We start from the raw sequence: 14,814 nt of genomic DNA on the forward strand, positions 1-14,814 counted from the left end.
CGTACGATGGACCCCATGACTGCCGCTACGAGCCCCCGCCGCGTCCTCCTCGCCGCCCCCCGGGGGTACTGCGCGGGCGTGGACCGGGCCGTGATCACCGTCGAGAAGGCGCTGGAGCAGTACGGCGCCCCGGTCTATGTGCGCAAGCAGATCGTGCACAACAAATACGTGGTCCAGACGCTGGAGAAGAAGGGCGCGATCTTCGTCGACGAGACCGACGAGGTGCCCGAGAACGCCATCGTGATCTTCTCCGCGCACGGCGTGGCCCCCGTCGTCCACGAGGAGGCCGCCCAGCGCAGCCTCGCCTCGATCGACGCGACCTGCCCGCTGGTGACCAAGGTCCACAAGGAAGCCGTCCGCTACTCCAAGGACGACTACGACATCCTGCTGATCGGCCACGACGGCCACGAAGAGGTCGTCGGCACGATGGGCGAGGCGCCCGACCACATGCACCTGGTCGACGGCCCCGCCGACGCCGCCAAGGTCAAGGTCCGCGACGAGTCCAAGGTCGTCTGGCTCTCCCAGACCACCCTGTCGGTGGACGAGACGATGGAAACCGTGGACGCGCTCAAGGAGCGCTTCCCCAACCTGCTCTCGCCGCCCAGCGACGACATCTGCTACGCCACCCAGAACCGCCAGGTCGCGGTCAAGCAGATCGCCGCCGACGCCGACCTGCTGATCGTGGTCGGCTCCCGCAACTCCTCCAACTCCATCCGGCTGGTCGAGGTCGCCCTCCAGTCCGGCGCCGGCGCCTCGTACCTGGTCGACTTCGCCGAGGAGTGCGACGAGGCGTGGCTGGACGGCGTCACCACCGTCGGCGTCACCTCCGGCGCGTCCGTCCCGGAGATCCTGGTCGACGGCGTCCTGGACTGGCTGGCCGAGCGCGGCTACGCCGATGTGCAGGTGGTGACCTCCGCCGAGGAGTCCATCCAGTTCTCGCTGCCCAAGGAACTGCGCCGCGATCTGCGTGCCGAGGCCGCCGCCGGGGAATCCGCCAAGAGGTGACTTTTTCCCGTCACCTCTAACCTGGGGGCCATGAATATGTTCGGTGTGGACATCGGTGGTACGGGAATCAAGGGCGCTCCGGTCGATCTGGACCAGGGCGCCCTGTCGGACGATCGCTACAAGATCGACACCCCTCAGCCCGCGACTCCGGAGTCGGTGATCGACGGGGTGCACCAGGTCATCGAGCACTTCGGCTGGTCGGGCCCGGTCGGCGTGACCTTCCCCGGGGTGGTGGTGGACGGCACCACCCGTACGGCGGCCAACGTGGACGGCGGATGGGTCGGCCTGGACGCGCGCGGCATGCTCGGCGACCGCCTCGGCCTGCCCGTGGTGGTGCTCAACGACGCGGACGCGGCGGGTGTCGCGGAGATGACGTTCGGCGCGGGCCGCGGCCGGGGCGGCACGGTCATCATGCTGACGCTGGGCACCGGCATCGGCAGCGCCCTGTTCGTGGACGGCAATCTGGTGCCCAACACGGAACTGGGCCACCTGGAGCTGCACGGGCACGACGCGGAGAAGAAGGCGTCGGTCAAGGCCCGCGAGGACGAGGATCTGAGCTGGGAGCACTGGGCGCACCGGCTCCAGAAGTACCTGGCGCACGTGGAGATGCTCTTCTCGCCCGACCTGTTCGTGATCGGCGGCGGCGTCAGCCGCAAGTCGGAGAAGTTCCTGCCCCTGGTGAAGGGGATCAGCGCCGAGATCGTTCCCGCTGAACTGCAGAACAACGCGGGGATCGTCGGCGCCGCGATGGCAGCCGCAAAGCTCTGATCCCGACGATCGCGGCGGCCAGCACCGTCCCGGCGTAGAGCCAGCCGGTCATCAGCGCCAGCCCGGTGAAGATGCCGAGCAGATGACCGGCCAGGCCACCGCCCCCGCTGTCGGCGGTCAGCGCGATGCCCACGGCGAAGGCGATCGGCGCCGCCACCGGGGCCGCCACCAGGTCGTACGGGCGTACGTACACCGCCGCCGCCACGCACACCGCGACGAAGACCAGGCCGAAGAAGACGCCGGGGCCGTCGAAGAGCAGGACGTCGATCCCGCCGCCCGCGACCGTCACGGCGGTGGTCAGCAGCCCGGTGCCGAGGCCGGTCAGCCGTGGCCTGGGCCGCTGGGCGGTACGCAGCCGGTGGACGGTCTGCCGTACCGCGGTGGCCATGACGGCCTGCCGGGGGTGCGGGGCGCGGTACACCCCGACTGTGGCCTCTCCGCCGGGTCCCGGAGCGGCACCTGAACGCGCACTGTGTTGGTCCACATACTTACAGTAGGCACGGCAGTCGGGTGATCGCACGGCGGGACACGCGCTTTGCCCCTCCGGGGCGGTGCGGGGCTTTTGGCGCGCACGTCCTCGGGGCGGTGTGCGTACGTCCTCGGGCCGGTGTTCGACGAGCGGCCGGGCGGTACGGCGGCGGCCCGTAGACTGGTGGCCGTCCGAACACCCACCAGCCCACCGCTCCGGGAAGTCTCCACGTGTCGCTCTCCATCGGAATCGTCGGTCTGCCGAATGTCGGCAAGTCGACGCTCTTCAACGCCCTGACCAAGAACGACGTGCTGGCGGCCAACTACCCGTTCGCCACGATCGAGCCGAACGTCGGAGTCGTGGGTGTCCCCGACGCCCGCCTCGGCACGCTCGCGGAGATCTTCGGGTCGGCGCGGGTGCTGCCCGCGACCGTCGACTTCGTGGACATCGCGGGCATCGTCCGCGGCGCCTCCGAGGGCGAGGGCCTGGGCAACAAATTCCTCGCGAACATCCGCGAGTCCGACGCGATCTGCCAGGTCATCCGGGCCTTCAAGGACGACAACGTGGTGCACGTCGACGGCCGCGTCTCGCCCAAGGACGACATCGAGACGATCAACACCGAGCTGATCCTCGCCGACCTCCAGTCCGTCGAGAAGGCGATCCCGCGCCTCACCAAGGAGGCCCGCCTCCAGAAGGAGAAGGCCGCGGTCCTCGCCGCCGCCGAGGCCGCCCAGGAGATCCTGGCCGCAGGTGACACCCTCTTCTCGCGCGGCATCACCAAGGGCACCGAGCAGGGCACCCTCCTCCACGAGCTGCACCTGCTCACCACAAAGCCGTTCCTCTACGTCTTCAACGTCGACGAGGACGAGCTGGCCGACGAGGACTTCAAGAACGAGCAGCGCGCCCTCGTGGCCCCCGCCGAGGCGATCTTCCTCGACGCCAAGCTCGAGTCCGACCTCGTCGAGCTCGACGACGCCGAAGCCCTCGAACTCCTCCAGTCCGTCGGCCAGGAGGAGCCCGGCCTCGCCACCCTCGCCCGCGTCGGCTTCGAGACCCTCGGCCTCCAGACCTACCTCACCGCCGGCCCCAAGGAATCCCGCGCCTGGACCATCAAGCGCGGCGCCACCGCCCCCGAGGCCGCCGGCGTCATCCACACCGACTTCCAAAAGGGCTTCATCAAAGCCGAGGTCATCTCCTTCGCCGACCTCGTCTCCACCGGCTCCGTGGCCGAAGCCCGCGCCAAGGGCAAAGCCCGCATGGAGGGCAAGGACTACGTGATGCAGGACGGCGACGTGGTCGAATTCCGCTTCAACGTATAGCGCGCGACCCGGCACCACACCGCCGCTCCGCCCGCCACGCGCATCAGCAGGGGTCCGGCCCTTCGGGGCCGGGCCTCTGCGTTTTTCCCGCGCTGGGATGGCCCGGGGCACGCCATACGCTAACCTCTATGTTAGTAACATTGTTGTTAGTGTCATGCGTGGAGGTCGACGGGCGTGGTGGATTTTGTGGGCCGTCGGCAGGAGCTCGCGACGCTGGAGCGAGAGCTCCAGAAGGTGGCGGCAGGGATTGGCGGGGAGCGGCCCGGTCGGTGCGTGATGCTGCGTGGGCGGCGCCGGGTGGGCAAGTCGCGATTGGTCGAGCGGTTCGCGGAGCGCTCCGGAGCTCCGTTCCTGTTCTACGCGGCGACCGGCGCGTCCCCCCGGGACGATCTGGCACGGCTGGCCCGGGACGCCCAGGCGTCGACGCTGCCGTTGGCGGGGCTGGTGGCCGCCGCACGGCCGGAGAGCTGGGACGCCGCGTTCGACGTGCTGGCCGCGGCGCTGCCCGTCGACCGGGCGAGCGTGCTGATCATCGACGAGGTGCCGTACCTGATGGACGCCGATGGCGCCTTTGAGGGGATGCTGCAACGGGCCTGGGACCGGGTACTGGAGGGCAAGCCGGTGCTGCTGGTCCTCATCGGTTCCGATCTGTCGATGATGGAGGCGCTGAACAGCTATGGACGCCCGTTCCATCAGCGTGGCCGGGAGATGGTGCTGGGACCGCTGAACCCCGCCGAGGTGGGGCGGATGCTGGGGCTGGAACCGGCTGAGGCCTTCGACGCCGCCCTGGTCACCGGCGGGCTGCCGCTGATCTGCGCGGAGTGGCCGCGGGGTGCGGGGCTGTGGGACTTCCTCGGTGAGGCGCTGAGCGACCCGGTCTCGGCCCTGCTGGTGTCGGCCGAACGTTCGCTGGCCGCGGAATTTCCGCCACAGGCTCAGGCGCGTACGGTGCTGGCGGCTGTCGGCAGTGGGGAGCGGACCTTCACCAACATCGCTCGTGCGGCCGGCGGAATCGGGGCCACACCGCTGCAACGAGCGTTGGAGCTGCTCACGGACAAGCGGATCGTCGCCGCGGAACTGCCCGTATCGCTGCGTCCGTCGAAGGATCGCCGCTACCGGGTGGCAGATCCCTACCTGCGGTTTTGGCTGCACCTGCTCGGCCCCTCCATGGAGGAGATCGAGCGGGGGAGGGGGGATCTGACCTTGGCGCGCATCCGGGAGAGCTGGACCAGCTGGCGAGGCCGCGCCGTCGAGCCGCTCATCCGCGAGGCGCTCGCCCGGATACTGCCCGACGATCAGCTCCCCGCGGCCCCCGCGGTCGGCGGCTACTGGACCCGCACCAATGACGTCGAGATCGACCTCATCGGTGCGGACCGCGCCCCCGTTGCCAAGGAACTGCTCTTCCTCGGCTCCATCAAGTGGCTGGAACGTTCACCCTTCGACCGGCACGACCTCGCGGCTCTCCATCGACACCGGGCCGCCCTCACCGACGAACCCGTTCCCGTCGTGGCGGTCTCGCGCAGCGGCGTCGAATCCCCGGGCCTCGACGCGACCTACGGCCCCGGTGATCTGCTGGCCGCTTGGCCGCTGTGAGCGGCGGATCCGCAGACAGGCGAGGGAGTTCGTGAGCGCGCGAACCGCTGGCGTCCTCCGCCGCCGACATCCTCTTCGTCCCCACCCACCCGCAGACGGGGGTGACCCGGAGCCCGGACGCCTCCCCCCCCGCGTGCCCTTGCCGTTCGGCGTGTGGCGCTCACCCTCGTCCGGCTGCCTGCCGTCCGCAGCCCGTGGCTGCGCCGGATCCTCGACCACCTCACCCGGCCGATGTGCCTCCGTCTCTTCCGACCAGGCTCGCCGATCGGGAAGCCGGCGGGCAGATCTCGCCAGAAGGGCAGCACGGCGATGAGCGTGAAGGCATCGGCGTCCCCGCACGGGAAATACGTGTCCCCGGCACCGGGCTGAGTCCGGTGGGAGCCGGTCAGGTCCCTTGGTCTGATCCTGACCGCTCGCCTGACAACGGCCCTTGCGAAACCGTACAGTTGAGGCTGTATCAGCTCACGGGGCACGACCTTGGGGCGCAGGGGGGAAACGTGGTGGGTTCGGTGTCGGAAGCCTGGTTAACGTCCTGGTTAGAGTTCAGGCGTACCCGCTGAGATGGACATGGTCGGGGAGATCGGCGCGTGGCCTGCCCTGCGGGGCAGAGGCCAGGGCGGCTTCGAGGGCGGGAGTGCCTCCCAGGCCGATCACCAAGGGGGCAATCCGCATACGGAGCAGCGCGCCACCGTGGTTCCGCAGGAGGCACAGGACGCCATCGTCCGCGTGCTTCCCGAGAAGCCGCTGACCAACCTTCCCCGCACAGCGATACGCGAGTTGGTCGGACGCGGTCGCGAACTCGCCGCGATACAAAGGGCGTTGACCGAAGGCGTCGGCGTCGTCTGTCAGGCGGACACACTGCGCGCGCTCGGAGGTGTCGGCAAGACGTCGCTTGCGCTGGACTACGCCAGGAGCTCCGGCGCGGACTACCGGGTGATCTGGTGGGTGTCGGCCGAGACCGAGGAGCAGATCGACGCGGCCTTCGGGGACTTGGCCGGATTCCTGCACCCGTCGTGGGCGCTGACCGCCGAGCCCAAGGTCCGTACCGAGTGGGCGCTGAGGTGGCTGTGCCACCACCGTGACCGCTGGCTGGTCGTCTACGACAACGCCGAGAACCCCGTGGACCTCAACCCCCGGATCAGCCGCCTGCTCGGGCACGGGCATCAACTGGTCACCACCCGCAGGGCCTCCGGGTGGCACTCCGCGGCGCGGGCGATCCGCCTCGACGTCCTCGACCCGGACTCGGCGGCCGAACTGCTCTGCCAGGGCGCTCTTCCGTACGGCGGCGCGGGCACCGCGGAACGGAACCAGGCGCGGCTGCTCGCCGCCGACCTGGGACGGCTGCCGCTGGCCCTCGCGCAGGTGGGGGCGTATCTGCATCAGACCGGGCTGGGGTTCGCGGAGTACCGCACGCGGCTCGGACAGACGCCCGATGCCCTGTGGGAAGCGGGCGCCGTGGACGAGCCCGCGGCCGACATCATCCGCCGGATCTGGCGGATGAGCCTCCCCGCGATCCGCCGCAAGCGGGAGTTCGCGGTCGACCTGCTGAAACTGCTGGCCTGGTACGGGCCGGAGCCGCTGTCCACCGACATGCTGCGGTCGCTCGAAGACGAAGGACACGACGTACGCGAAGCGCTGAACGTGCTCTCCGCCTACGCTCTGGTGACCCCGGGGGACGGCACCATCACCGTGCACCGCCTGCTGCGTACGATGCTGCGCGCCGAATCCGACGGCGCCGTTCACCGCGCCCGCGCGAAGCACGTCCTGGCCCGGAGCATCGCCGAAGCCGCCCGAATCGAAGCGGCCCGAATCGAAGCCGCGACCGAAGCCCCGCAAGACCTCCCCACCCCAGTTCAAGAAGACGACAGCCGCCTCTGGGCTGCCAACCTCCCCCACATCCAGGCCCTCGCGTCCACTGAACCCTCGGACGAACCGACCCTGGAGGTCATCGCCCTCTACCACCGCGCCGCACATCTCCTCGTCGCACGCGAGCACCGCGTCCTCGCGCTGCCGCTGCTGACGGCCGTGGTCGACGGCCAGACCCGCCTGCTGGGCGCCGAGGCGGCCGAAACGCTTGACAGCAAAGACGACTTGGCGGTGACCCACAGCAAGGTCGGCGACCCCGAGGAGGGCGTACGGCTGCGCCGAGAGGTGTGGGAGGCGCGGTCACGGCGGCAAGGGCCGCTCCACGCAGCCACGTTGGCCTCGCGCGACGGACTGGCGTACGCCTATCGCAAGGCGGGCGACACGCTGCGCGCGGTCGAGGAGTACGCCGTGGTCACCCTCCAGCGGACCGAAGAGCTCGGGGAGGACGCCCCCGCCACGCTGTCGAGCCGTAACGCCCTCGCCTACGCGCGCCAGCGCGCCGGTCTGTACACCGAGGCGGTCCGCGACTTCGAGGCCGTGGTCAGGGACCGCACCCGGGTCCTCGGCGACAGCCACCCGGATACCCTCGCCAGCCGCAACAACCTCGCGTACGCCCACCTCCAGGCGGGCCACCACGACACCGCGCTGACGACGTACGCCCAAGCGGTCGCCGACCGTCGGCGCGTCCTCGGCATCCACCACCCGGACACGCTGACCAGCAGAGGGTGGCTGGCCGACGCCTACGCGGCGGCGGGCGACGACGTCAAGGCGCTCGAACTGTGGACGGAGGTGGCCGGCGACCGGGCCGCCACGCAGGGCGCGGACCACCCCGACACGCTGCAGAGCCGCAGCGACCTGCTGTACGCGCTGGTCGAGGCGCACGGGGCGCACGCGGCGAAGGCGGACGCCGAGAAGTTGGTGACCGACTGCGTCAGAGTGCTGGGGCCCGACCACCCCGACGCCCTCGAAGCGGTGGACGACCTCGCCTACGTCCACTCGACGGCGCGCGACTACCCGAGGGCCGTGGAGCTCTACAGGGAACTCGTCGAGAAGTTCGCCCGGGTCAGGGGCGAGAACCATACGCGGACGCTCCAGGCCCGAAGGTCGCTGGCGAACACCAGGAACCTGGCGGGGGACAGCCGGCAGGCGGTCCGGGATCTGGAACGGCTCGTCGCGGACGAGACCCGGATCAGGAGCGGGGACCACCTCGCGACCCTGCTCACCCGGCTCTGGCTGTCGCGTGCGTACTGCGATGTCGGTGACTTCCGCACCGCCGTCGAGACCGGCACCGCGCTGGTGGCCGACCACAAGCGGGTGCTCGGGCCGCACCACCCCAACTCCTTCGCCAGCCGCGCGAACCTCGCCTATCTGCACAGCCTTTCAGGGGATCACCGCCAAGCCGTAGCCGCGTACGAGCAGTTGGTCGCCGACGAGACAGCGGTTCTCGGAGCACATCACCGCGATGTCCTTCTGTCCCGAACCTCGCTCGGCTTCGCCCGCAGCGCGGCACGGGACTACGCGGGTGCCGCCGCGGACTTCGAGGCGCTTGCCGAGGAACAGGCCCGCACGCTCGGCCCCGACCACCCCGATGCCCTCAGCGCCAAAGAAGCCCTGCGCGACAGCCGCAGAGCGGCGAAGGACCACACCGAAGCGGTGCGCCTGGCCACGGAGTTGGTCGAGACGTGGACTCGGCTCCGACCGGCCGACCACCCCAAGGCACTGTCCGCGCGGGCCTCGCTCGGCTACGCGCTGTGGGCGGCGGGGGACTGGGCACAGGCGACCACGGTCTTCGAGGAACTGACGGCCGCACGCACCCGCGTCCTGGGACCGGACCACGTCGACACCCTCCGGGCCGGCGAAGGTCTGGCCCTCACCCGCAAGTTCCTCGGCGACCACGAGCGGGCGATCCCCGCCTTCGAGGCCCTGCTCGCCGACCGGATACGCGTCCAGGGCGAGCAGCACCCGTCAGTCCTTGGCACCCGTGAGAATCTGGCCGAGTCCTGCCGCGCCGCCGGCTACCACCCGCGGGCGATCGAGCTCTACGAACAGTCGATCCGCATACGTACGCAGGCCGACGGCGTCGACGACCCCGAGGTGCTGGACGCGCGCAGGAGCCTCGCCGTCGTCCGTCGCGACGCGGGCGACCTCAGAAGGGCCCTCGCCGATTTGGAGGCCCTGCTCGCCGACCGGATACGCGTCCAGGGGCCCGACCACCTGGGGACACTGGCCGCCAGGGAGGACGTGGCCTCGACGCTCCGGATCGCCGAGGACTACTCCAGGTCCCTGGCCTGTTACGAGGACGCGGTGGCCGCTCGCCTCCGCGTCCAGGGACCCGACCACGGCGAGACCCTCAACGCCCGTATGTGGTGGGCCTTCACCCACCTGTTCGCGCAGAACTACGAGCAGGCGAAGGAGCAGTGCGAAAGCCTGCTGGCGGACCGGACGCGGCTTCAGGGCGCGGAGCACGTCGACACCCTCGAGGCCCGTGAGGACATGGCGCGTGTCCTGCTCTGGTCAGCCGAACACCGGTCGGCCGTGGAGTGGGACACCCGACTGGTCGAGGACCGCACACGCATCCAGGGCCCCGACCACCACGCCACGCTCCTCGCGCGCAAGCACCTCGCGTACGACCACCAGGCGGCGCTCGACTACCGCCGTGCGATCGTCGACGTCAGAGCGCTGCTGATGGACTATCAGCGCGTCCTCGGCCCCGACCACTCCGAAGTCCTCGGCATGCGCTACCACTTGTCCGGAGCCCTGTGGGACGCGGGGGCTCACCACCAGGCGATCCGGGTGCTGGAAGCGCTGGTGGCGGACCGCACGCGGCTGTACGGCAACGGCCACGTCGGTACGTTCGGCGTCCGCGAGCGGATCGCCTTCGTGTACCGGGATGCGGGGGAGTACGCGATATCCGCGGAGCACCTGCGCCGGCTGATCGCCGACCGGGTCGCCGTGCAGGGCGAGCGGCACCAGGACGTCCTCGACAACCGGCGGAGCCTCGCCCGGGTGGACCGGCTGTTAGGCCGGTACGAGGAAGTGATGTCCGAACTGGGGGAGTTGATCAGGACCCTCACCGAAATCAACGGCCCCGACCACGAGAGCGTCCTCGGATGCCGGACGGATCTCGCCTTCGCCCACCGCGACAACGGCGACGTGGCCGAGGCGATCCGTCAACTGGCCGCCATCGCCGAGGACTTCCGCCGCGTCCAAGGGCCGTCCCACCGGGCCACGCTGCGTGCCCTGAGCAGACTCGCGCTCGTTCACACGGAGACCGGTCTGCCCGACCGGGCCGTCGAGACCTGTGAGCGCCTGGTGGAAGAACGCCTTCGCAGGGTGGGCCCCGACCATCCGCTGGTGCTCAACTCCCGCGCCGACCTGGCCTACGCGCTCCTCCAGGCGGGCGAGCCCGAGCGGGCGGTGGCCGCGTACGAGAAGCTCTTCGCGGACCGGGCACGCCTGTGGATACCTGGGCACCCCGAGAGCGTCAGGGCGCTGGGCCGCGCCCACCGGTCGTCGGACGAACGCGGTGACTTCGTCACCACCGTGGTCACCGCGGCGCACCGGCCGCGCGACGGATATCCCGCACTGGCCGAGAACGTGGCCCGGGCCCTTGGCGAGTCGGGCGACTGGGCCGCCGCCGTCGAACTGCTGGAAGGCGTCCGCGCCGGTCGCGAGGAGGTGTTCGGGCCCCACCACCCGGCCACCCTGGAAACCCGCGGCGAATTGGCCCTCGCCCGGGTCCATCGCGGCGACGAGGTACCGAGAAGCGAATTCGCCGACATCCTCCGCGCGTGGGAGAAGGTGCTCGGACGTGAGCATCCCGGACTGGCCGTGCTCCGCCGCCGCTTCGCCCGCGCCAGCCGCGACTGGGTGCCGAGGGTCAGAATCCTCACCGAGCCGCGCGTAGGCCGGACGGCTTCCATCGAATGGCGCCTGGAGCGCACGGGCGGCCCGGACACCGAGGCCGAGGCGGACGAGCGCGATGCGGGCGAGCACGATTCGGGCGAGGCCGCGGCGACCGAGGGTCTCGCGCCGAGCCCGCCGACCCTGCTCCTCGTGCTCTCCGCCAAGACGCAGGCATACGTCAGTCCCGCGACGGCGGAGTACTCACCGGGATCCGAACCCCCGCGTTTCGACTTCACGGCGGTGGAGCCCGGAGTGCACCGCATCCGATTCACCGTGTACGACCGCGAATACGGGGTCGTACTCCAGGAGGTCGAGGCGAGCTTCGACGTTCCGGACGCTTCGTAGAGACGCCGCTCCACAGGTACAGGTACAGCAGGAAGAGACCGATGCCATTCCCTCAAGACGCCGATGTCGACGTACTGGACGATCCGTCGTGGCACTATTCCGTGCTACCGCCGCGTGCCGGTGAGCAGCGGCAGGGCGCGCCCGCGGCGACACCACTGGACCTCGTGGTCTCGCTCCACCGCGAGCGGTCCGACGAGTTGCACATCACCGTCCTCGCGCCGAAGGAGCGGACGCCCAACGCGGGCATCCATTCGGCACGCCTGTCGACCAGCGCCACCGGGGCGGTCAACGCGGGTGCCCGACTGCGCTCGTTGTGGCGCGACCGGTTGATCAACTACGAGTCGCCCGACGAGGAGACGGCCCCGCTCGGCAGCTTTCCCCTGACGGAGGAGGCCGACCTCTCCCAGCTCACCCAAGTTGCCGAAGAACTCACCCGGTTCCTGGTCGGGGAGGGCCACGAACTCCTCGTGGACCTGCTCGACGGACCCGGCCACGAACTGACCGCGGTTCGGGACTTCCTGCTCGGGAAGCTCGGCGGCGCCGAGTCCCTGCGCGTCACGTTCCACTCCGACGTCCATCTGCCGTGGACGATGATGGCCACCGATCCCGAGCTGGAGAGCGACGGCTCGTGGAACGCGTTCCTCGGCCACCGGCACCAGGTCGAGCAGACCGGCGAGAATCACGTGGCACCGCAGAACGAGTGGCAGCGGAAGGGCCCACGGCCCGTCACCCGGATCAACACCGACACCCTGCTGGAATCCGTCGGCCGGGCACGCGAGGTCCACAAGCTGCTCGACGAGCAGACCGAACTCACCGTGTGCACCCGGTCCGACGACTTCCTGCGGGATCTCGGTTCGCCCGTGCTGGACGACGAGGTCATCTATTTCTGGTGCCACGGGCACTTCGTGGCCAACGGTTCGTCCCAGCCCCATCTCGTGGTCAGGCTGTCCGACCAGGCCGACATCGACGCGTCCTTGCTGAGGCACAAACGGCGGCGCTACGAGCGGGGCGAGGGGCGCTTCACGCCGTTCATCCTGCTCAACGCCTGCCACACCGGGCAGGCGGCGGGCAGTACGGAACTGGAGCACCTCGGCAAGGCGTTCGTGGGCATGGGCGCGATCGGCGTGCTGGGACCCCAGATCGAAGTGCCGCAGCTCTTCGCCACCGAGTACGCGTACGCCTTCCTCGAGCTCTATCTGACCGGCGAACACACCGCGGGCGAAATCGCGTTGGCCCTGGTCCGTCGTTTCGCCACCGAGTTCCACAACCCGCTGGCCCTCGTCTACTCGCTGCACTGCGGCATCGACAGCAGCCTGAGGAAAGCGGCGTGATACGGACGAAGAAGCGCGGCCGGGGCGCGGGCCCCGATGTCGCCGTACGGGCGATCGACCTCGACGACCGCGGCAGGCTCCTCGTCCCCGGCACCAGTACGCCCGTGCCGACCAACCGCGTCGGCGAATACCTGGCCCAGAACGTGCGCATCCCGGAGCGCGCCACCGATATCTACGTGTACGCGCACGGGTGGCAGACGGCTCCCGAGGCGGCGTCGCGGTCCGCGGCGGCCCTCGTACGGCAGGCGATCACTCTGCGGGCGGCGCGCGGACGGATGTACCCCGGGCTCGGAGACGGCTATCGGCCCTGGGTCGTCGTCGTGCGCTGGCCCTCGTCCAGTCGTATCTCGCTCGGCGGATTCCTGGCGGTCCGGGACCGGGCGCACGCCATGAGCGCGGCCGGGACGGGCCACGCGCCGTATGTGCTCTCCCACCTCCTCGGTTACCTCGACACGCACAGGGCCGACCCCGCGGACCCCGCGGTGATGGCCAACCGGTACGGGCAGTACCTGCATCTCGTCGGGCACTCGTTGGGCGGCCGGTTCCTGTGCGAGGCCGTGCAATGGGCGACGGAACGGCCCGCGCGGCCAAGCGTGCTCGGCTGGAGCGCCGCCGCCGATCCGCGACGGCCCTTCACCGTCGACAGCATGCTGATCTTCCAGATGGCCGCGCCGCGCGACGCGTTCACCGACTCCTTCACCTCACTGTTCCCCGCCCCCGGCCGGGCGGGCGCGCCCTTGCGCGGTCCGCTGGTCCTCACCCACTCCCGCTGGGACCGGGCGACGGGCTTCTGGCATCTGCGGGCGGAAGGGGCGTCGGGGATCGGCCACTCGGGCGTCGGCAGGACGCCCGTACCGCAGTCCTCGATCCGGCTGCGGACGACGCGCACCGCGTACCGGCTGGACGATCTCGACCACCGCATCGTGAACGTGGACGCGGGATGGCTCTACCGGGGTGGTTGGGGGACCCGGCTGTCGCCCGCCGGGGCGCACTCGGACTTCCAGCATCCGGAGTCCTCTCATCTGCTGCTTTCGCTCGCCGCGCACTCGCGGTGACTCGGCCGGTGGGCTGGGGGATGGGGCGGGTCGGGCGGCGGAGGGGTGGGCGGGTGGGGAGAATGGCGGGGTCGGGGTGGTGAGTGAGTCGAGGGAGTTGGGGGAGAGCGTGGGCGTCGAAGTGGTGGTGCGGGTGGTGCCGGGGGACGGGGCGGACGCCGTGGAAGTGGAGCGGGCCGCGCGGGGGTTGAGGGCGGAGCTCCTGGCGGGGGACGAGGACGGGGTCCGGGAGGTGCGCCCGCGGGGCGAGGCGGCGCCGGAGGGGGCGAAGGGGGACGCGCATTCGTGGGCGGCGCTGGTGATCACGCTGGCGGCGTCGGGGGGAGTGCTGACGACGTTGATCACGGCGGTCAGCGGCTGGCTGGCGCGGCAACGGCCGGACACGACGGTTGTGTTGGAGGTCGGCGGGGACCGCATCACGCTGCCGGGCGCGACCGAGGCCGAACGGGCGCGCCTGATCGGGATCCTGGCCGCACGGCACGACGACGCGTAGCCACGACGACGCGTAGCCACGACGACGCGTCGTCAGGAAAACGCGCAGGAACGCCAACGCGCAGCCCAGCCAGGGGCGTTCAGGCGGGAGAGCCCGCGCGCTTGAGGCGCAGCGCGGAGACGAGGAAGAAGACCCCGCCGAGGAAGGCGTAACCCGCGAGATTGCGCAGGGAGGGATCGTCCTTGCCCGCCTGGGCCACGAAGGACGCCCCGGCGAGGACGGAGATGCCGCCGCTGGCGATCATCGGCCACTGGCCGCCCATGCGGCGGCGGGCGGCGCCGACGACGAGCTGGACGAGGCCCGCGGTGACGGCCCAGGCGCCCCAGACGCGTAGGACCGCGGGGATGCCGGAGGCGGCGGCGATCGCGAGACCGACGCCGGTGAGGGTGCTGAGCGCCATGTTCAGGTAGAGGCCGCGGACCGGTCCCGCGTTCGCGTTGACCGAGCGGGCGTCCACGACGGCGCAGGCCACGTCGAACAGCGGATAGACCACCAGTAGCGCGCCGCTCAGCGGGTTCAGTGAGTCGCCGCTCGCGAACAGCAGCGCGGCCCAGACGGCGGCGAAGGCGAACCGTACGAGGTACAGCTTCCGCAGGGTCACGGGGACGCTGGTGGGGGCTGCGGTGCCGACGAGAGTGTCCATGGGGGTGCCTTCCGGTAAGGG

The 14,814-nt window shown here is 70.6% G+C and carries 10 protein-coding genes; 8 read left to right on the plus strand and 2 right to left on the minus strand.

Annotation, left to right across the window (positions count from 1 at the left end; all coding sequences use genetic code 11):
* Positions 1-6: 6 nt before the first annotated feature.
* Positions 7-1,005 (plus strand): 4-hydroxy-3-methylbut-2-enyl diphosphate reductase, encoded by a 999-nt coding sequence (locus ACFZBB_RS26725; protein WP_391127228.1) that lies wholly within the window; start codon positions 7-9, stop codon positions 1,003-1,005.
* A gap of 30 nt (positions 1,006-1,035) precedes the next feature.
* Positions 1,036-1,773: a polyphosphate--glucose phosphotransferase gene (gene ppgK, locus ACFZBB_RS26730; RefSeq protein WP_355347972.1), complete on the plus strand. Its 738-nt coding sequence runs from the start codon at positions 1,036-1,038 to the stop codon at positions 1,771-1,773.
* Here ppgK and ACFZBB_RS26735 read toward each other — a convergent pair.
* The gene (locus ACFZBB_RS26735) at positions 1,694-2,257 is read right to left on the minus strand and encodes a DUF6542 domain-containing protein (RefSeq protein WP_391127231.1); all 564 of its coding nucleotides are present in this window, start codon (positions 2,255-2,257) and stop codon (positions 1,694-1,696) included. The two genes, ppgK and ACFZBB_RS26735, sit on opposite strands and share 80 nt — an antisense overlap.
* 215 nt (positions 2,258-2,472) lie before the next feature.
* On the opposite strand from ACFZBB_RS26735, the gene ychF reads away from it, so the two are divergent.
* The 6 genes from ychF (at position 2,473) to ACFZBB_RS26765 (ending at position 14,150) form a co-directional block, all read left to right on the plus strand.
* Positions 2,473-3,561 (plus strand): redox-regulated ATPase YchF, encoded by a 1,089-nt coding sequence (gene ychF / locus ACFZBB_RS26740; RefSeq protein ID WP_391127234.1) that lies wholly within the window; start codon positions 2,473-2,475, stop codon positions 3,559-3,561.
* 174 nt (positions 3,562-3,735) lie between these two features.
* A complete protein-coding gene (locus ACFZBB_RS26745; protein ID WP_391127237.1) occupies positions 3,736-5,154 on the plus strand; it encodes a DUF234 domain-containing protein in 1,419 nt (472 codons plus the stop codon).
* A 561-nt stretch (positions 5,155-5,715) separates the two neighbouring features.
* Positions 5,716-11,271 (plus strand): tetratricopeptide repeat protein, encoded by a 5,556-nt coding sequence (locus tag ACFZBB_RS26750; RefSeq protein WP_391127240.1) that lies wholly within the window; start codon positions 5,716-5,718, stop codon positions 11,269-11,271.
* 41 nt (positions 11,272-11,312) lie between these two features.
* Positions 11,313-12,602 (plus strand): CHAT domain-containing protein, encoded by a 1,290-nt coding sequence (locus tag ACFZBB_RS26755; protein ID WP_391127243.1) that lies wholly within the window; start codon positions 11,313-11,315, stop codon positions 12,600-12,602.
* On the plus strand, positions 12,599-13,657 hold the full coding sequence (locus tag ACFZBB_RS26760) for a hypothetical protein (RefSeq protein ID WP_391127246.1): 1,059 nt from the start codon (positions 12,599-12,601) through the stop codon (positions 13,655-13,657). The genes ACFZBB_RS26755 and ACFZBB_RS26760 overlap by 4 nt, the downstream gene beginning before the upstream one ends.
* Positions 13,658-13,736: 79 nt before the next feature.
* A complete protein-coding gene (locus ACFZBB_RS26765) occupies positions 13,737-14,150 on the plus strand; it encodes a hypothetical protein (RefSeq protein ID WP_391127249.1) in 414 nt (137 codons plus the stop codon).
* Between the two features lie 79 nt (positions 14,151-14,229).
* Here ACFZBB_RS26765 and ACFZBB_RS26770 read toward each other — a convergent pair whose 3' ends face one another.
* Entirely contained in the window at positions 14,230-14,793 is a 564-nt protein-coding gene (locus tag ACFZBB_RS26770; RefSeq protein ID WP_391127251.1) for a hypothetical protein, read from the minus strand.
* Positions 14,794-14,814: the final 21 nt, after the last annotated feature.

Origin of the sequence: Streptomyces sp. NPDC008139 (assembly GCF_042957025.1) — a bacterium.
GTDB lineage: Bacteria > Actinomycetota > Actinomycetes > Streptomycetales > Streptomycetaceae > Actinacidiphila.